The 18,544-nt window shown below is 59.4% G+C and carries 18 protein-coding genes; 6 read left to right on the plus strand and 12 right to left on the minus strand.

Going from position 1 to position 18,544, the window contains the following annotated elements:
- Positions 1–81: 81 nt before the first annotated feature.
- Together moaB and ACQKPC_RS10035 are read left to right on the plus strand one after the other, a co-directional pair.
- Positions 82–621: a molybdenum cofactor biosynthesis protein B gene (gene moaB / locus ACQKPC_RS10030; protein WP_008075630.1), complete on the plus strand. Its 540-nt coding sequence runs from the start codon at positions 82–84 to the stop codon at positions 619–621.
- Positions 605–1,831 carry a molybdopterin molybdotransferase MoeA gene (locus ACQKPC_RS10035; RefSeq protein WP_427624325.1) on the plus strand — a complete coding sequence of 409 codons (1,227 nt, stop codon included), beginning with the start codon at positions 605–607 and terminating at the stop codon, positions 1,829–1,831. The genes moaB and ACQKPC_RS10035 overlap by 17 nt, the downstream gene beginning before the upstream one ends.
- A gap of 65 nt (positions 1,832–1,896) precedes the next feature.
- Here the strand turns inward: ACQKPC_RS10035 and ACQKPC_RS10040 are convergent, their stop codons facing one another.
- Entirely contained in the window at positions 1,897–2,205 is a 309-nt protein-coding gene (locus ACQKPC_RS10040; protein ID WP_427624327.1) for a hypothetical protein, read from the minus strand.
- Positions 2,206–2,527: 322 nt separating this feature from the next.
- Between ACQKPC_RS10040 and yegS the strand changes: the two genes are divergently transcribed.
- Positions 2,528–3,445 (plus strand): lipid kinase YegS, encoded by a 918-nt coding sequence (gene yegS, locus ACQKPC_RS10045; RefSeq protein ID WP_427624329.1) that lies wholly within the window; start codon positions 2,528–2,530, stop codon positions 3,443–3,445.
- Here the strand turns inward: yegS and ACQKPC_RS10050 are convergent.
- The 3 genes from ACQKPC_RS10050 to ACQKPC_RS10060 all read right to left on the minus strand — a co-directional run bounded on the left by ACQKPC_RS10050 (position 3,429) and on the right by ACQKPC_RS10060 (position 5,921).
- The gene (locus ACQKPC_RS10050; RefSeq protein ID WP_032830712.1) at positions 3,429–4,088 is read right to left on the minus strand and encodes a response regulator; all 660 of its coding nucleotides are present in this window, start codon (positions 4,086–4,088) and stop codon (positions 3,429–3,431) included. The genes yegS and ACQKPC_RS10050 overlap by 17 nt on opposite strands.
- A complete protein-coding gene (locus tag ACQKPC_RS10055) occupies positions 4,085–4,978 on the minus strand; it encodes a sensor histidine kinase (RefSeq protein WP_427624381.1) in 894 nt (297 codons plus the stop codon). Before ACQKPC_RS10055 ends, ACQKPC_RS10050 begins: the two co-directional genes overlap by 4 nt.
- Before the next feature lie 472 nt (positions 4,979–5,450).
- Entirely contained in the window at positions 5,451–5,921 is a 471-nt protein-coding gene (locus ACQKPC_RS10060) for a hypothetical protein (protein WP_123497547.1), read from the minus strand.
- Between the two features lie 463 nt (positions 5,922–6,384).
- On the opposite strand from ACQKPC_RS10060, the gene ACQKPC_RS10065 reads away from it, so the two are divergent.
- Positions 6,385–7,320 (plus strand): chemotaxis protein CheV, encoded by a 936-nt coding sequence (locus ACQKPC_RS10065; protein ID WP_123497545.1) that lies wholly within the window; start codon positions 6,385–6,387, stop codon positions 7,318–7,320.
- Positions 7,321–7,410: 90 nt separating this feature from the next.
- Positions 7,411–8,214, plus strand: coding sequence for an MOSC domain-containing protein (locus ACQKPC_RS10070; protein WP_427624332.1), 804 nt, complete (start codon positions 7,411–7,413; stop codon positions 8,212–8,214).
- A 76-nt stretch (positions 8,215–8,290) separates the two neighbouring features.
- On the opposite strand, the gene ACQKPC_RS10075 is transcribed toward ACQKPC_RS10070, so the two are convergent.
- The 8 genes from ACQKPC_RS10075 to ACQKPC_RS10110 all read right to left on the minus strand — a co-directional run bounded on the left by ACQKPC_RS10075 (position 8,291) and on the right by ACQKPC_RS10110 (position 17,711).
- The gene (locus ACQKPC_RS10075) at positions 8,291–8,575 is read right to left on the minus strand and encodes a pyrimidine/purine nucleoside phosphorylase (protein ID WP_007895072.1); all 285 of its coding nucleotides are present in this window, start codon (positions 8,573–8,575) and stop codon (positions 8,291–8,293) included.
- A gap of 74 nt (positions 8,576–8,649) precedes the next feature.
- Positions 8,650–9,198 (minus strand): exonuclease domain-containing protein, encoded by a 549-nt coding sequence (locus tag ACQKPC_RS10080; RefSeq protein WP_008009345.1) that lies wholly within the window; start codon positions 9,196–9,198, stop codon positions 8,650–8,652.
- 71 nt (positions 9,199–9,269) lie between these two features.
- Entirely contained in the window at positions 9,270–11,231 is a 1,962-nt protein-coding gene (locus tag ACQKPC_RS10085; RefSeq protein WP_427624337.1) for an acetyl/propionyl/methylcrotonyl-CoA carboxylase subunit alpha, read from the minus strand.
- A 109-nt stretch (positions 11,232–11,340) separates the two neighbouring features.
- Positions 11,341–12,138: an enoyl-CoA hydratase/isomerase family protein gene (locus tag ACQKPC_RS10090; RefSeq protein WP_123723216.1), complete on the minus strand. Its 798-nt coding sequence runs from the start codon at positions 12,136–12,138 to the stop codon at positions 11,341–11,343.
- Positions 12,135–13,292 carry a citronellyl-CoA dehydrogenase gene (atuD, locus tag ACQKPC_RS10095; RefSeq protein ID WP_427624339.1) on the minus strand — a complete coding sequence of 386 codons (1,158 nt, stop codon included), beginning with the start codon at positions 13,290–13,292 and terminating at the stop codon, positions 12,135–12,137. The genes ACQKPC_RS10090 and atuD overlap by 4 nt, the downstream gene beginning before the upstream one ends.
- 68 nt (positions 13,293–13,360) lie before the next feature.
- On the minus strand, positions 13,361–14,977 hold the full coding sequence (gene atuC / locus ACQKPC_RS10100) for a geranyl-CoA carboxylase subunit beta (RefSeq protein ID WP_427624341.1): 1,617 nt from the start codon (positions 14,975–14,977) through the stop codon (positions 13,361–13,363).
- Between the two features lie 2 nt (positions 14,978–14,979).
- Positions 14,980–15,894 carry an SDR family oxidoreductase gene (locus ACQKPC_RS10105; protein WP_427624343.1) on the minus strand — a complete coding sequence of 305 codons (915 nt, stop codon included), beginning with the start codon at positions 15,892–15,894 and terminating at the stop codon, positions 14,980–14,982.
- A 14-nt stretch (positions 15,895–15,908) separates the two neighbouring features.
- The gene (locus tag ACQKPC_RS10110; protein WP_427624345.1) at positions 15,909–17,711 is read right to left on the minus strand and encodes an acyclic terpene utilization AtuA family protein; all 1,803 of its coding nucleotides are present in this window, start codon (positions 17,709–17,711) and stop codon (positions 15,909–15,911) included.
- A 178-nt stretch (positions 17,712–17,889) separates the two neighbouring features.
- Here ACQKPC_RS10110 and ACQKPC_RS10115 point away from each other — a divergent pair, with 178 nt between their 5' ends.
- Complete coding sequence (locus ACQKPC_RS10115; RefSeq protein WP_008075602.1) at positions 17,890–18,516, plus strand: TetR/AcrR family transcriptional regulator; 627 nt, start codon at positions 17,890–17,892, stop codon at positions 18,514–18,516.
- The last annotated feature ends 28 nt before the right edge of the window (positions 18,517–18,544 follow it).

Here is an 18,544-nt window from a genome sequence, read left to right on the forward strand (position 1 = left end):
CGCACTTCTCCATGAGGGCGGCGAAAAAATGAGGCGCTGTGATATAACACCGGGCTGTTTCTCCTACAACTGGACGAGCCTATGAAAGCCAAGGCTGATGTACCTTTCGCACCGCTCAACATCGCGGTGCTGACTGTCAGCGATACCCGTACCCTGGAAACCGATACCTCAGGCCAGGTCTTCGTCGACCGTTTGAGCGCTGCCGGTCATAACCTGGCGGCCCGTGTATTGCTTAAAGATGACCTCTACAAAATTCGCGCGCAAGTCGCCAACTGGATTGCTGATGAGGTCGTGCAAGTGGTGCTGATCACCGGCGGTACCGGGTTCACCGGTCGCGACAGCACGCCCGAAGCCGTGAGTTGCCTGCTGGATAAACAGGTCGATGGTTTTGGTGAATTGTTCCGGCAGATATCGGTAGCGGATATCGGCACCTCGACGGTTCAGTCCCGGGCTTTGGCCGGTCTGGCCAATGGCACGCTGGTGTGCTGCTTGCCGGGCTCGACCAACGCGGTGCGCACCGGTTGGGACGGTATTCTCGCCGAGCAACTGGATTCTCGTCACCGTCCGTGCAATTTCGTGGCCCATCTGAAACAGGCGGCACCCTGTGAAACCCGCGGGTAAGCCAGGCAAGACAGGCAGTCTGATGGCTGTCGAGGTGGCACTGGCGCGTTTACTGGAAATGGCCGACGCCTCGAAGATTCGTGAGCACGAACGCTTGCCGTTGGCGCAGGTTCAGGGGCGTGTACTGGCTGCTGACCTGGTCTCGACACTTGATTTGCCGCCTTGGCCCAACAGTGCCATGGACGGTTATGCCTTGCGCCTGGCCGACTGGACGGGAGAGCCGTTGGTGGTCAGTCAGAAGATTTTTGCAGGCCAGGCCCCGGAGCCCTTGAAGCCAGGTACTTGTGCGCGGATCTTCACTGGCGCGCCTGTGCCCGCCGGTGCCGACTGTGTCGAGATGCAGGAGAACGCCGAGGTTCAGGCGGATGAGCGAGTACGTTTCACCGAAACCATGACCCCAGGAAAGAACATCCGTCCACAAGGTCAGGAAGCCACCGTCGGTGAGCTGATCCTGCCCGCCGGAACGCGTCTGGGGCCTATTGAACAGGGGCTGGCGGCATCGCTGGGATGCGCTGAGCTGGACGTGGTTCGCAAGGTTCGTGTTGCGGTCTTGTCTACCGGTGATGAGTTGATTGAGCCTGGTCAGGCCCTTGGGCCAGGACAGATCTACAACAGTAATCGAGTGTTGCTTTGCAGCTGGTTGCAGCGGTTAGGTTGTGAGGTGATCGACGCCGGTATTCTTCCCGATGATTTAGCGACCACTCGTGCCCGCCTCGGTGAGTTGAAGGATGTCGACCTGATTCTCTCGACCGGTGGCGTATCGGTGGGAGAGGCCGACTTTCTGGGCATTGCCTTGCGGGAAGAGGGCGAATTGACGCTGTGGAAGCTTGCCATCAAACCAGGCAAGCCGCTGACGTTCGGGCATTTTCGCGGCGTGCCTGTGATCGGTTTACCCGGCAATCCGGCGTCTACCCTGGTGACTTTTGCTCTGTTGGCAAGGCCCTACCTTTTGCGCCGCCAAGGCGTAAAAGAAGTTGAGCCCCTGAAGTTTCAGGTGCCGGCAGGGTTTGTCTGGCCAAAGGCTGGTAACCGACGAGAGTACTTGCGCGGACGTCTGGAGAATGGCCGGGCAATCATCTACAGGAATCAGAGCTCTGGCGTACTGCGCAGTGCTGCCTGGGCTGACGGTCTGGTTGAAGTGCTGGAGGACCGTACGCTGATTGAGGGTGATTGGGTGAGCTTCATCCCGCTGAGTGAAGTCTTGAGCTGATACAGGCACTGGTTTTGCCCCGCAAGCCCGGTTGATCGCATCGGGCTTGCGTGCGTGACCATTTCTTAATGTGCCAGAAGTGTCACGACCTGATCGAAGCGGCTGTTGGCGATCCAGGCCAGAAGACCCAGGATCACGGCTGTTGCGCCAGCTGAATAGGCAAGCCTGTGTTTGATGGATTTGACGTCACCCCGGACTTCATCCATGTCTCTGCGGATGTACTTGAGGTGTGTCTCCAGTTCAATGACGCGAGGTTCCATGTCCACTTCTCCGGCGTGCTTTGCGCTGTTTTTGAGTTCAGCCTGATAATTGGCGCGATTTTCTGCGAACGGCGCGACCGGAGTTAGCGGTAGTCTGAGGTCATGGCTTTGCATGGACTAACTGGCTCCTTGCGTTAAAACCATTCAGGTGATCGATGCCGTTGTTGCTTGCGCTTTTTGAGGCCCTTAAGGGGGTTTCATTCATTGCTTCACGTCCCTGTGTAATTAACGGGTGATAACTGATAACCGAGATCCAACGGTGTACCAATTGTTCGGATGGGTCAATTGAGCCGATTCCTCATGTTTTGTACGAAAAAATACCGCTCTGTAGGACTCACGTTTCCTTCCCTTGGAAATAATTGAAATCCAGTCGACTTTTATCAGGGGCTGCGAGGTCAACATATCCCATGGAATTGCGGATATGGGAGTGGCAAAAATGAGCGAGCGCAAGGCACTGTTGATTCTGCATGGCAAGCAGGCACTCAATGAGGAGGTCCGTGCAGCCGTCGAAGGCAAGCGCCAGCAGGGCTGGAAACTGGCTGTTCGACTGACCTGGGAGGCCGGTGATGCGCAGCGGTTGGTGGAAGAAGCGCTGACGGCAGGCTATACGCAACTGATTGCCGGCGGCGGCGACGGTACCTTGCGTGACATCGCTGAAGCCATGGCGGCGCATTCGACGCAGGCCAGCCTGGTACTTTTGCCCTTGGGCACCGCCAATGATTTTGCTCGCGCTGCCGGTGTGCCTCTGGAGCCCGCTCAGGCGTTGGATCTTCTGGAGGTTGCTCCGCGAACCATTGATCTGGGAGAAGTCGGCGGTCAGGTTTTCCTGAACATGGCCACTGGCGGCTTTGGCAGTCAGGTCACGGCCAATACCTCCGAAGATCTGAAAAAAATTCTTGGCGGCGCCGCTTATCTCTTCACGGGGTTATCGCGCTTCAGTGAGTTGCATGCGGCCTATGGCGAGTTGCAGGGGCCGGATTTTCACTGGCGCGGCGAATTGCTGGCATTGGGCATTGGTAATGGTCGACAGGCTGGCGGTGGTCATGTGTTGTGCCCGCAGGCGCTGGCTGACGATGGTCTGCTGGATATCAGCATTTTGCCCGCGCCACAGGAAGTGGTCGGTACCTTGAAAGATTTGCTGGCCGATGGCTTTGGCATCGACAACATGTTTGTGCGAGCTCGCTTGCCGTGGGTCGAGATCAAAGTCTCGGAGGGCCTTTATATCAACCTTGATGGTGAACCTCTGGAGGGCGATAGTCTGCGTTTCTCGGCGCGCCCGGCGGCATTGCGGGTGCATTTGCCCGAAGGCTCGCCGCTATTGAGTGTCTCGAATCCAGCTAATCGTCCAGACTGATGATTTGCTCGCGCACGGCGAACAGCACCAGGCCGGCCACATCGTAAATCTGCAAGCGTTTCATGATCTGCGAGCGGTGGGTTTCGACAGTCTTGATGCTCAGGCCCAGGCCATTGGCGATTTCCCGGGTTGATTTTCCGCGAACAATCAGCCGCAGGATTTCCAGCTGACGTGCCGTCAGATTGTGCGAGTCCTGGGTTTGCGTCTGATTTTTCTGGGTTCGGGTCAGCGCCTGGTTGATGACGGTATGGGCAATGGCCGGGCTCAGGTAGCGTTCGTTATTGCGCAAGGCATCCAGGGCATGTTCGAGTTCGGTGGCCGTGGTGTCCTTGAGCAGGTAGCCATGAGCCCCTGATTCCAGGGCCTGCATGATAAGCGCCGGGTCGGTGTGCATCGACAGGATGAGCACTTTGCACTGCGGGCGTACGCGCTTGAGTCGCTGCAAGGCTTCAAGACCACTGGTTTCCTTCATGGAAATATCCAGCAGAATGATGTCCGGGGACAGCTGCTCGACCATCTCGACTAACAGCGAGCCGTCATTGGCCTCCCCGATTACCGCATAGCCGGGAATATCCAGCACCAGGGCGCGCACGCCAGCCCTGATAAGCGAGTGGTCATCCACCAGAAGTAAGTTACAAGTCAATGCATAACCTTATTCGTACTGGCCCGTTCTAGCGCACGCGGCGCCCAGGGGAAGAGTGCTTCGATTTGAGTGCCTTTGCCTGGCTCGCTGGTCACGGTCAGTGTGCCACCTAACTGATCGATCCGTTCCGACATCCCGGCCATTCCGCGTTGCCCCTCGCGAGCGGGATCTGCCGCTGGCGCGAAACCCAGTCCGTCGTCGCTGATCAACAACGTCAGGCCTTGGGGCAGGCGTTGCAGGCGGACCAACAAATTACTGGCCTCGGCGTGACGCAGTATATTGGTAACCGCTTCTTGGGTGATGCGAAAGGCTGCCACCGCCATTTCCTCCGGTATGCCCGTCAGGCGTTGATGGCATTCCAGGCTCCAGTGCACGGAGGTATTGGCCAGGGTCCTGAGCAAATGTGCACGCAGGCTGGCTTCCAGCCCGAGACTGGCCAGTTGCCGCGGATTGAGGATGGCCGAGACGTCACGAACCTTGGTCAGGGTTTCGTCTAGCGTATCGCTGAGTATCGAACACTGGCCCTGTAGTTCTTCGGGCAATCGACGTTTGAGCCATTCACTTTGAAGTTTTGCGGCGGTCAGCAATTGACCGATGTCATCATGCAGCTCCCGACTGAGCCGGTGGCGTTCGTTTTCTTGCACTTGCAGCAGACGGTCAGCCAGTTCTTGAGGTTGAAACTTTATCGATTTGCGCGAGAGACAATGCCCCACCCAGACACAGGTCAGCGCCGCACCATTGAGCACCAGTAGACTCCCCGGCAGAGGCATGGACAAGCTATAGACCAGCAGGCTGCCAAGCGCCGAGCAGATGCACAGTAAAAGCGTAAACCGGCGCGCGTTTTTTCGGGAGGGTGGCCACAGGGTATTTGACTTGAGGCTGGCGTACATAGCGGATGGAGCCAATGGATGTTCGCTGCGGGCAGACCGGCCGTAAGGACTGACGGGTCTGTGTGTGGAAATCGTTGTGTGAGGTCGGCTTCAATGGCTGCGGTGCAGTGCTCGAAATACAGACTTCAATGTGCTCGTCTGGAGTCACTCTGTCATTAATGGACGTCAATTAATGGTCGGCATAATAACACTTAAGATACCGTTGGTCGCGCTCGGTATATAACTCTATACAGTCAGGAAATATGGTTTTTGGACGGTGGTTCCATAATGGAAAAACTGTCGAGTTTTATCGTAGGAATATATCGATTGCCAGGCATTTTGTTTTTATTGCCCACTATCTGAAGTCGAGACAGGGATAACTATCTCGTACTGTCTTCGACGCAATGACCCATTCAATTGCGGCATGAGCGCATCAAGTTATAGGGCGGCGTCATGGCAATAGAAAAGCACAACACGGCCAGGGCTGATGTTTTTAAGCTTGCCGTTCCGAGAACGAAACCAACCTGAAGGGTCTGGCATGGCTGGGCGGCTGAAACTGACTTTGTCCCACTTGAAACGCAAACGCTTCTATCAATGAGGTCTGTTCAGTGTCATCGAGACCGAGTTGGCCGGTAGTCTGATCGATGAGTTCGAGTTGCCAGGCCAATAATGTGAAGCAGTCCTTGAGCGCGTCCAGGGCTTGATCGTGCAGGTCCATGTGGTTCTGCGCGCAGCTCAGTAATCCATGGATATGCAGCGAGAACTCCGAGACCGCCGCCAGTGCCAAGGCATCGGCCTTGCTGGACAGCTTGAGAAGGGTGCTGAGCATGCAATCGATGGCGTCCTTGTCATTGCTGATCAGTTGCAAATGACTCAGGCATTCCTCGGATTTGGCCAAGAGTGTTTCAGCCTCAACGAGAAATTCCGGAAATCGCTGAGCCCACTCTTTGGTGTCGTTCGGCATGCTTATCTCCACAACGTCGTGTCAGATGAGGGAATGTCGTGTGTGCCGACGAGAACCATATGTGTCCCCGTGCTGCCAAGCCTTCGTGATATCGCGCTCCGGCAGGTTTGAGCGCCGGCAGGGGAACTCGAGAGGGTGGATGGCCACTGACCTGCAATCGCACACAAAAGCCTGACTCCATTCATGCAATGAGAATGGCGTCACATTAATGGCTATTGGATATTGCGAATATCAGGTTGGGCCTGATTGTTACTAGGGGAATCCCTTACGCAGGGGAACCTAACGTGCAAACCGAGGTCGCGCCGCAGGGAAGGAAGCAGATGAAAATCACGGAGCCAGTAAAGCATGATGTTAATGTGACATCAACGCCTGAGCCTGGCATTTTGTCTGGGGGTCAAGGTCCGGCAAAAACAGCCGATAACTCCCTTTAGTGAATTCATCAGAACAAGCCCAGGAGTCATTAATGGCCGGCATTCTCGACACGGTAGACCAACGCACGCAACTAGTGGGTGAGAATCGCCTGGAAATTCTCATGTTTCGGCTGGCCGGACGGCAATTGTTTGCGATCAACGTCTTCAAGGTTCAGGAAGTGCTTCAGCTGCCGAAGCTGACCCTGATGCCGCAACGCCATCCCTTTGTTTGCGGTGTGGTCAACCTGCGTGGCCAGACGCTGCCGGTGATCGACCTGTCCCAGGCCATCGGCATGCGCCCGTTGGTGCCAAGTCCCACCAGTACCATTATTGTCACCGAGTACAACCGCTCGGTGCAGGCGTTCCTGGTCGGTGGCGTGGACCGCATCGTCAACATGAACTGGGAAGCCATTTTGCCGCCGCCGGCCAGTGCCGGTCGCCAGCATTACCTGACCGCCATCAGCAAGGTCGATGATCAGTTGGTGGAAATCATCGACGTCGAGAAAGTCCTGGCGGAGATCGTTCCGTACAACGCCAAGGTATCGCGCGACAAACTCGACGATCCGGTGCTGGAGCGTGCCCGTGGCCGTGAAGTGCTGCTGGTGGATGACTCTAACGTGGCCTTGTCGCAATTGCGCGACACGTTGGGTCAGTTGGGCGTGAAGATGCACATTGCCAGCGATGGCTTGAAGGCGCTGAACATGCTCAAGGCCTGGGCCGATACGGGCGAAGTCATGACCGACAAGCTGCTGATGATCTTCACCGATGCGGAAATGCCGGAGATGGATGGCTATCGCCTGACCACCGAAATCCGTAATGACCCCCGTTTGCGCGGCCTTTATGTGGTCTTGCACACCTCTCTGTCGGGCAGCTTCAACGACTCGATGGTGAAGAAGGTCGGCTGCGACAACTTCCTCTCCAAATTCCAGCCCGACAAACTCGTCGACGTAGTGCGCCAGCGCCTGATGCTCGACGCTGTACCTGCCTGACAGCACGAGTAGAGGCTGGTTTGACATCAGCCTTTGATTCGGCAATCAAGCTCGTATAGGGTGGCGTTTTTACCCACCAGGGAGCTGGCCATGCGTCTGAGCGCGCTTTATCGTTTTCCATTGAAATCCGGCAAGGGCGAGACCCTCAATCAGGTCCGCCTGGACAAGCTGGGACTGGACGGTGATCGACGCTGGATGCTGGTGGACGAGGCCAGTGGGCGCTTTCTGACCCAACGCGCGGTCGCGAAAATGAGTCAGCTGTCGGCGTTGTGGAATGCCGACGGCGGCTTGACCCTCAGTGCCCCGGGCCATTCACCGATCGATATTGCCTTGCCTGACGGCGATGCCGATCTGCGTGGGGTGACCATCTGGCGCGACACTTTGCGCGTTCCCGATGCCGGCGATGCGGCGGGGGCCTGGGTCAGTGAGTTCATCGGCAAGCCGACGCGTCTGGTGCAAGTGCCGCTTGATCGCGCGCGGACCACCCAGGCCGGTTATGGCAAGGACGATGATCAGGTGGCTTTTGCCGATGGCTTTCCGTTGTTGCTGATTGGTCAGGCGTCGCTGGAAGACTTGTCGAGCAAGGTCGGGCGGCCGCTGGAGATGTTGCGTTTCAGGCCCAATCTGGTGATCGAGGGCAGCGAGGCCTATGCCGAAGATAGCTGGAAGCGCATCCGCATTGGCGATGTCGAGTTCCGCGTGGTCAAGTCCTGCTCACGCTGCATTCTGACCACCATCGACCCACAGACCGGCGAACGCAGCGAAGATCGTGAACCGCTGGCGACCTTGCAGAAATACCGCACCGAGGCCGACGGCGCGATGTTCGGACAGAACCTGGTCAACGACGGCAATGGCCGGCTTGAAGTCGGCATGCCCGTGACGATCCTCGAATAAAAGCCCTTCAAAATAAAAAATGCCCGCGTCCAAGGACACGGGCATTTTTTTTGTCGCTGTGAAAACCCGGGGGGGTTTAGCCGCGGTATTCGCACAGGTAAGCGGTGTCGACAGCCACTTTCAGCTGGAACTTGCTGTTGGCGGGCACGTTGAACTGGCTGCCGGCGGCGAAGGTTTCCCAGGTGTCGCTGTCAGGCAGTTTGACGGTCAGGGCGCCGGACACCACGTGCATGATTTCACGCTGGCTGGTGCCGAATTCGTATTCGCCCGGTGCCATGACACCGATGGTCGCTGGACCTTCAGCGGTGCCAAAGGCGATCGACTTGACGGTGCCGTCGAAGTACTCGTTGACTTTAAACATGGGCGGTTCCTCGAAAAGGGCTAAAAAGGGCCGGCCAGTATGCACAAGGTGTCGATAGGCGTCACCTCCTGCACTCAAGGATTAGCGGGGAAAACCAGCGGTAACAAACGCGCGGTATTGCGCGCGTCTTCCAGCGCCCGATGCTGCTGACCGTTGAACTGAAGGCCCGCCAGTTGCAAGGCTCCATTAAGCCCCAGCGGGCGCTCCAGCCGACGAGCCTTGGCGAAGCGTTGCTTGAGGTTCATGTGCGGCACCCGGCTCAGGGCGCTGTCGAGTTGCAGGCGCTGCCAGTCTTGCAGCAGTTGTTTGCGGTCGTAATCGCCCCAACTGGCCCAGCCTTCCAGGCTCGCGTGATGTTGGCCGAGCCAGCGTTCGAACAACGGCCAGATGTCGGTGAGCGGCTGTGAGGCATCGATATTGGCCTGGGTGATGTGGGTCAGTTCCCGGCAAAACGGCGTCAACAAGGGCCGGCGCAACGGGCGCACGAAGCACTGGAAGTGATCCAGTTCCTGGCCCTTGCGGTCCACGAGGGTGGCACCGATTTCGATGATTTCCATTTCCGTTACTGGCCAGCCACCCTCATCGGTGGTGGCTTCCAGATCAATGACCAACCAGTGAGGCATCGCAGGGTTCCTGGTATCCGCGTCCTGATAGGGCTTGAGCGTAGCCAAACCCGGCGGATCCGCCTAGCGGCTTATTCGACCTCTAACAAAATCTGACGATTTTTCACCTGATCGCCGACCCTGACCTGCAAGCGTTTAAGCACTCCGTCAATCCCCGATTTGAGCGGATGCTCCATTTTCATTGCTTCGAGCACCACCAATAGCTGGCCTTTGCTGACCGGGCTGCCCTCACTGACCAGTACGTCGACGATCGCCCCGTCCATCGGCGCCTTGAGCGTGCCGGAACTGACACTGGCCTGGCCGCTGACCAGTGCCTGGGTCCGATCGACCAGCCGCAGGCTGCCGGGGCGCGTGAACAACCAGAGTTGCCCGGTATCGAGGCGGTAGGCATGGCGTTGGCGGATGCCGTCGATTTCCAGCGTGGCCCAACGTCCGTCGCACTGGATGACCTTCAGTTCGAGGGCACGAGCGCCGATCTGAGCACGGTAGGGTTTGCCAGGTTCAGCGTTCAATTCCACCGGCCAGTCCTGATCCTCCAGGCCGATTCGGTAGTGCAAGGGCACGCTGGCGTTGTTGCGCCAACCGGCCAGCGGGGCGCGGTGAGCCTGCGCTGAAGCCTGATAAAACAGCGCCGCAGCGATGGCCAGTTCTTCGGCGCTCGGCAAATGGGGATGCAGGCAAGGATGATCGGCGAAGTGCGTGGGGATGAAGCCGGTGCTGAACTCGCCACTGATGAACTGTGGATGTTCCAGCAGACAGGCGAGCAAGCGCTGGTTGCTTTGCACGCCCAGCAGCACGCTGTCCTGTACCGCCCGCAGCAACTTGCGCCGGGCTTCTTCGCGGGTGGCGCCGTGGGCGATGAGCTTGCCCAGCATCGGGTCATAAAACGGACTGACAGACTGGCCCTCAATCAAGCCATGGTCGATCCGCACACCACCCAGCAACGCAGGTTCCCAGGCTGCGATTCGCCCGGTTTGCGGCAGAAATCCTTGGGCTGGGTCTTCGGCATACAGACGCACTTCCATGGCATGGCCGTTGAGCTGAACCTGCTCCTGTTGCAACGGCAGTGGCAGTCCTTCGGCCACGTGAAACTGCCAGGCCACCAGATCGAGGCCGGTGATCCGCTCTGTCACCGGGTGTTCCACTTGCAGCCGGGTGTTCATCTCCAGAAAGTAGAAATGCCCGCGAGCATCCAGCAGGAACTCCACAGTGCCGGCGCCGACATAATTCACCGCGCGCCCCGCCTTGAGCGCAGCTTCGCCCATGGCCTGGCGCAAGTCGGCAGTCATCACCGGGCAGGGCGCTTCTTCGATGATTTTCTGATGCCGGCGCTGGATCGAACAATCGCGCTCACCAAGATAGATCAGGTTGCCGTGCTGATCGCCAAACACCTGAACTTCGACGTGACGCGGGTCGATCAAGGCTTGTTCGAGGATCAGTTCGTCGCTGCCAAACCCATGCAGAGCCTCGGAGCGTGCGGTGCGAATCTGCTCCAGCAACTCTCCAGCGCGGTGTACCAGGCGCATGCCACGACCGCCGCCACCGGCACTGGCCTTGATCATCAGCGGGTAGCTGATGCGTTCGGCTTCGCGACTCAGAGTCGCGTCGTCCTGTTCGCTGCCCTGATAGCCTTTGATGCAGGGCACGCCCGCTTTGATCATGGCGAGTTTCGACAGACGTTTGCTGCCCATCAATTCAATGGCCTCTGGGCTCGGGCCGATGAAGATGATGCCGGCCTGTTGGCAGGCGCGGGCGAATTCTGCGTTTTCCGAGAGGAAGCCGTAACCGGGGTGGATCGCATCGGCACCGGTGCGCCGGGCGGCGTCGATGATTGCCGGGATGTTCAGGTAAGACTGCTGCACCGAGGCCGGGCCGATGTTCACGGCTTCGTCGGCCATCTGCACATGCAAGGCATCGGCGTCGGCGTCGCTGAATACTGCAACGGTGCGGTAGCCCAGCGCTTGCGCAGTGCGCTGGATGCGGCAGGCGATTTCACCGCGGTTGGCGATCAGGATTTTGCTGAAGGCGGGCATGGGCGCTTTCCTTGAGTTTTGCGGTGTCATTCAGGGCCTCTTCGCGAGCAAGCCCGCTCCCACATTTGAAATGCATTCCCCTGTGGGAGCGAGCCTGCTCGCGATGCTTTTAAATTGCCCAACCCGGTTTTCGCTTTTGCACAAAGGCCATCGTCCCCTCGATCCCTTCATCCCCGGTCACTGCTTCGCTGAACCACTCGGCCGCCTGATCCAGCAGGCCATCCGAGAGTTGCACCGCACTCGCCAGCAAGAGTTTTTTGGTCGCTGCATTCGCCCCCGGAGCACAACACAACACATGGGCCAGCACTTCATCGAGGCGCTCGGCCAAGGCTTGCGGGTCATGCTCGACAAAATGCACCAATCCCATCCGCCGGGCCTGGGTGCCATCGAACCGTGCGGCGGTCAGGGCCAGTCGGCGGGCCTGGGTCAGGCCGATGCGCTGCACCACGAACGGTGCGATCTGCGCCGGCAACAGGCCGAGGCTGGTTTCCGGCAGGCCGAATTGCGCCTGATGATCGGCCATGGCTATGTCACTGACGCAGGCAAGGCCGAAGCCGCCGCCAAGCACCGCCCCTTGCAGCACCGTGATGACCACTTGCGGCGCGTGCTGGGTTTCTTCCAGCAGGGCGCCGAACGCACGGTTCAATTCGCGGTAGGCGGTCGCGCCTTGAGCGCGGGCATTGGCCATGTCCTTGATGTCGGCACCGGCACAAAAATGCCCGCCGGCACCGCCGATCACCAACGCGCGAACCTGCCGGTCATCGCGCACCGCCGCCAGCACCGCACGCAGCTCGGCGACCATTTGCAGGCTCATGGCGTTGCGACTGTCGGGGCGATTGAGGGTGATGTGCAGGACGCCGTTATGTCGTTCGAGCAACAGGGTCTGGCAAACGGGAAGGGTGTTCATTTGTTTTTCCCCGGCAGGATGCCCATGAGTTTGCAGATGATCCCCAGCATGATTTCGTCGGCGCCGCCGCCGATCGACACCAGCCGCACGTCGCGATAAGCCCGGGCCACCGGGTTGTCCCACATGAAGCCCATGCCGCCCCAATATTGCAGGCAACTGTCGCTGACTTCCCGACCGAGGCGCCCGGCCTTGAGTTTGGCCATGGACGCCAGACGGGTGACGTCCTGGCCTTTGATGTATTGCTCGGTGGCCTGGTAGACCAGCGCCCGCAGGCATTCGATTTCGGTTTGCAGTTCGGCCAGGCGGAAATGGATGACCTGATTATCGATCAGCGCATTGCCGAAGGTTTTGCGCTCCTTGCAGTACTCGATGGTGCTGTCAACGCAGTACTCCAGGCCTTTGATCATGTTCGCCGCGCCGAACAATCGTTCTTCCTGGAACTGCAGCATCTGCATCATGAACCCCGCGCCTTCGTGGCCGATGCGGTTGCGTTGCGGCACGCGCACGTTGTCGAAAAACACCTGGGCGGTTTCCGAGCTGCGCATGCCGAGCTTGTCCAGGTGCGAGCTGAGGCTTATGCCAGGGCTGTTCATCGGCACCATGATCAGCGACTTGTTGATGTGCGGCTTGTCGTCCGAGGTGTTGGCCAGCAGGCAGATGAAGTCGGCGCTCGGCGAGTTGGTGATCCACATCTTGCTGCCGTTGATCACGTAGTCGTCGCCGTCCTTGCGGGCGCTGGTTTTCAAACCTGCTACGTCGGAGCCGGCACCGACTTCGGACACGCCGATACAGCCGACCTGCTCACCGGTGATCGCCGGCCGCAGGAACTCTTCGCGCAGTTCATCGGAGCCGAATCGCGCCAGGGCCGGGGTGCACATGTCGGTCTGCACGCCGATGGACATCGGAATACCGCCGCAATGAATGGTGCCGAACTCTTCGGCGGCCACAATCGAATAGCTGTAGTCGAGCCCCATGCCGCCGAATTTTTCCGGTTTGGAAATCCCCAGCAGACCGAGGTCGCCCGCCTTGCGGAAGATCTCATGGATCGGAAAGCGCCCGGCCTTTTCCCATTCCTCGACATGAGGATTGATCTCGTGATCGACGAATTGGCAGACGGTGCGGCGCAGTGCTTCGTGTTCCTGGGTGAAGATCATTTTTTATTGTTCTCCTGTGATCGTTCCCACGCTCTGCGTGGGAATGCAGCCTTAGACGCTCCGCGTCATCAAAAACGGGCTACGCCGAAACTGTTGGGTTGCAGCGAACGAACCTCGGCCTCATGGCAGATGTCCAGCAAATACCCGAGCAACGTGCGGGTGTCCCGCGGATCGATCAGCCCGTCGTCCCACAGATTGGCGCTGCCATACAACGCGGTGGACTGGCTGTCGAGCTTCTGCGCGGTGACTTGTTCCAGCATGTCGAGCATTTTCGGGTCGGGCACCAACCCGTCCTTGAGCTGTTTGGCTTCGGTGACGATCCGCAACACTTTGCCGGCCTGAGCGCCGCCCATTACCGCGGTGCGGCTGTTGGGCCAGGCGAAGATGAAGCGCGGGTCGAGGCCACGGCCGCACATCGCGTAGTTGCCAGCGCCGTAGGAGCCGCCGACGACGATCGTCAGTTTGGGCACTCGGGCATTGGCCACCGCTTGAATCATTTTCGCGCCGTGCTTGATCACGCCTTGTTGTTCCGACTCGGTGCCGACCATGAAACCGGTGGTGTTGTGGAAAAACAGCAGGGGCGTCTGGCTCTGGTCGCAGAGCTGAATGAACTGTGCAGCCTTGCTCGCACCTTTGGGCGTAATCGGGCCGTTGTTGCCGATGAAGCCGCAGGCTCGACCCTGAATCTGCAAATGCCCGCAGATTGTTTGCTGGTCGAACTCGCCCTTGAATTCGAGGAAGTTCGAAGCGTCGGCAATCCGGGCGATGATTTCGCGCACGTCGTAGGGCTTTTTCGGGTCATCCGGGATCAGTCCCAGCAGTTCGTCGATGGGGTAGAGCGGTTCTTCCCACCGACGTTCGGGTAACCATGGCAACTGATCGTTCCACGGCAACAGGCTCATGATCTCGCGCACCTGGCGCAGGCCATCAGCATCGTTCTCGGCCAGGTATTCGGCGGTGCCGGCGGTTTGCGCGTGCATCTGGGCGCCGCCCAGTTCTTCATCGGTAGCGACTTCACCGGTGGCGGCCTTGAGCAGCGGCGGCCCGGCAAGAAACAGCTTGGCTTTGCCGCGCACCACCACCACGTAATCCGACAACCCGGGCTGATAAGCACCGCCCGCGGTGGCCGAGCCATGGACCACGGTGATTTGCGGCAAGCCCATGGCCGACATCCGCGCCTGATTGGCAAAGCTGCGCGCGCCTTCGACGAAAATCTCCGCCGCGTAATTGAGGTTGGCGCCCCCGCTCTCCGCGAGGGTGATCACCGGCAGTTTGTTTTCCATGGCGATCTGTTGCAGGCGCAGGGACTTTTTCAAACCGCTGGGGGAAATGGTTCCACCCTTGATCGCGCTGTTGTTCGCCACCACCAAAACCCGCACGCCCGACACGTAACCGATCCCGGCGATCAAACCGCCGCCGGCCGAGCTGCCGTCCTTGTCGTCGTGCAGCTTGTAGCCGGCCAGGCTCGCCAGTTCGAGGAACGGCGCGCCGGGATCAAGCAGCAAGTTAAGTCGCTCCCGGGGCAGCAGTTGCCCGCGCTTGTCGAACCTGGGCTTGGCTTCGGCGGCTTTGCTCAGCAGGTTCTGTTCGAGCTGGCGGACCTGCTCGATGCCGGCCAGCATGGCCGCACGGTTACGGGCGAACGATTCGCTGAACGGATCTATCTGGGACTGGATGACCGGCATGGTTATTCCTTGTCCTTGAGCTCGTCTGGCTTGGAGACGTCTGGTTTGGACGCGTCGGGTCTGAGTACTTCGGGTAAATAGGCGCGGTGAAAGCCGTTGTACGAATGACTGTTCTGCGCCTTGTGCATTGGCCAGGCCCGCCCGCCGAGGCTGGCGGCGCCGTCGATGCGCAACGTGCTGCCGCTGACAAAAGCGGCTGCCGGGCTGAGCAGGAAAACAATCGCCGCGCTGATTTCCGATTCGGTGCCGATGCGCTTGAGCGGTACGTGTTCGCACAGGGTCGGGATTACGGCCCGGAACGCACCTTCGTAGGTGTCCATGCCGCTGGAAGCGACCCAGCCCGGCGCGACGGCGTTGACCCGCACGCCGGCATAGCCCCATTCAAACGCAGCGGTCTTGGTGAAGTTGTCCATGCCCGAGCGCGCCGCGCCCGAGTGACCCATGCCGGGCATGCCGCCCCACATGTCGGCGAGCATGTTGACGATGGCGCCGCCGTGCTTGCTCATGGACTGATTGAACACCTCGCGGGCCATCAGAAAACCACCCACCAGGTTGGTGCGCAGTATGGTTTCGAACCCTTTCTGATTGATCGACGCCAGGGGCGAGGGGTACTGCCCGCCGGCATTGTTGACCAGCCCATGAATCGGCCCGTGTTTGCGGATCAATTCGCTGACCAATTGCGTGACGGCGTCTTCATCGCGGATATCGCAGACCTGCCAACTGACTTTCCCCCCGTCTTCGATGATTTCGGCGGTGACCTTTTTCAGTTTTTCGGCATTACGCCCCACCAGCAGCACCTGCGCACCGAGGGCTGCGAGCTCGTGGGCGGTGCAACGGCCGATACCGCTGCCGCCACCGGTAACGATGATGTTTTGGCCAGCGAACAGGTCGGGTTTGTAAATCGAGTCATAAGCCATGGCGACGGTTTCCTCTAGTTGACCTGATCGGCGATGCGCCGAGGCACCGGAATCTGGATCTCCAGCAGTTGTTGGGCGAACGCCTTGCCTTGCGGATCGATCCGCAGGCTGGCCACGCCACCGCCGCCGAGTGCGTTCTCCAGAAGAAAATTAAAGCTCTGAGTGCCGGGTAAATACCAGCGTTCGACACGCCCGTGGATCGGGTCGAGGACATGGCTCATCCAGTCGACCATCACCTCAGGTGTCAGCGCTTCGGCGATCCATGGCAGGTAGTCGGGATGGCGGGCCATGACGCCGATGTTGCTGTGATTGCCCTTGTCGCCTGAGCGCGCCACGGCGAGTTTGATCAGGGCCACGCTGGCGTCGGCGCGCTCGGTGGGTTGGGGCGGATCGAACGGTAGCGGCAAGTCAGCCGGGTCGAGTACATCGAGGGCGGGCAGGGCGCAGGGGTGGCGCTCACCGGCGAGGTCGATTTGCAGGGTGCAGGCCGTTTTGTCGATCAGGAATGAAAACAGCCGAATCAGCGGGTACACCGTCGGCCGCCCGCCGACGATCCCGGTCAACCCTGGCGCCATGCCGGTGGCGGCTTGGGCGATTTCCCGGGAAAACAGAATCAAGGCCTGTTTGCTTGGGTGGCGCACTGCGAGTTTGATCACCACTTCGCGGCTGTCCTGGCGCTGGCCGTGGGGGCCATAAGTCGCTTCGCTGCCCAGCAGTTCGATGTTCACTTCGCTGTAGGGCGCCCAGCCGCGCTGGCTGAACATTTCCGAGGTCTTGTTGATGATCGCCTGGCTGACCCGTCGGGCCTTGGCCACGGCATCGATCCCGGCGATCAGGCAACTGGCGGTGCAGCGGAAACCGTCCGGATACGTGGCGCTGACTTTATAGTGATCGGTCGGCGGCAAGCCTTTTGCGCCATGCACCTGTACCGCGTTTTTGCCTTGTTGCACGAGTTTGACCTGACTGAAATCGCATACCACGTCGGGCAGCAAATAGGCCTGCGGGTCGCCGATTTCATAAAGCATCTGCTCGCCAACGGTCAGGGGCGTAACCAGGCCGCCGGAACCATCGGGTTTGCTGACGATAAACTGGCCGTCGGCGCCGACTTCGACGATCGGAAAACCGATGTGTTCGTAGTCGGGCACGTCGCGCCAATCGGTGAAATTGCCGCCGGTGCACTGGGCGCCACATTCAATGAGATGCCCGGCCAATGCAGCCTGGGCGAGTTTGTCGTAGTCGTGCCACGACCAGCCGAACTCATGCACCAGCGCGGCGCTGACCACGGCGCTGTCGACCACGCGCCCGGTAATCACAATGTCGGCGCCCAGGCGCAGGGCTTCGACGATGCCCGGCGCGCCGAGGTAGGCGTTGGTCGATACGCACATCGGCGGCAGGGGCGTACCACTGAACATCTCATGCAGGCCAAGGCTGCTCAGGTGTTTGAACTGCGGTTGCAGATCGTCACCCGATAGCACGGCAATCTTCAGCGTCACCCCGGCCTTGTCGCAAGCCGCTTGCAGGGCAGCGGCGCAAGCTTGTGGATTGACGCCGCCGGCATTGCTGATGACGCGGACCTTCTGTTCCGCGAGCTGGTTGAGGAGGGGACTGAGGACTTCGATGAAGTCGCTGGCGTAGCCGGCCCCCGGATCTTTCATCCTCGCCCCGGCCATGATCGACATCGTGATCTCGGCCAGATAATCGAACACCAGGTAGTCCAGCCGTCCGCCTTCCACCAGTTGCTCGGCGGCGGTCGAGGTGTCGCCCCAGAATGCGCTGGCGCAACCGATGCGGATTGTTTTAGGCGCAGTCAATTCCATAACCACCTCCGACAGAAGTGCTTTGAGACTACCAAGCAAGCGCTTGGTTTGTAAACGGCTGAAATATCTTCTGCCCAAGCGCTTGCTTGGTCGCCCCCGCCAGCTTAAATTGCCCGCGCAACCCCGCTGTTTTAGCGGCCAGCGGCGCAATTGATTGATCGACTGTAGGAGAGAACGGGTGGACGAGCAAAAAGCCCTGAGGGTGATGCGCGAATTGGTCGACAGCGGCCAATTGACCGACCCGGACAGCGCCCGCGGCAAACTGCTGCAAGTGGCCGCTCACCTGTTTCGCAACAAAGGTTATGAACGTACCACCGTGCGTGATCTGGCCAGTGCGGTGGGTATTCAGTCAGGCAGTATTTTTCATCACTTCAAAAGCAAGGACGAAATCCTGCGGGCAGTGATGGAGGAAACCATTCGCTACAATACCGCATTGATGCGCGCAGCCCTGGCCGAGGCCGGCAGTGTGCGCGAGCGGGTGCTGGCGCTGATTCGTTGTGAATTGCAGTCGATCATGGGCGGCAGCGGCGAGGCCATGGCGGTGCTGGTGTATGAGTGGCGTTCGCTGTCAGCAGAAGGCCAGGCGCAGGTTCTGGCGCTGCGTGATATTTATGAAAACATCTGGTTGCAGGTGCTGGGCGAAGCCAAGGACGCCGGTTTTATCCGTGGCGACGTGTTCATCACCCGCCGTTTCCTGACGGGCGCGTTGTCCTGGACCACCACCTGGTTTCGTGCCGATGGCAGCATGAGCCTCGATCAATTGGCCGATGAGGCGTTGATTCTGGTGCTTGAAGAACGGCAGTGAGCCGTCTATCTCGACAAGAAACTGGCTA

This window comes from Pseudomonas sp. NPDC089918, assembly GCF_050280605.1.
Lineage (GTDB): Bacteria > Pseudomonadota > Gammaproteobacteria > Pseudomonadales > Pseudomonadaceae > Aquipseudomonas.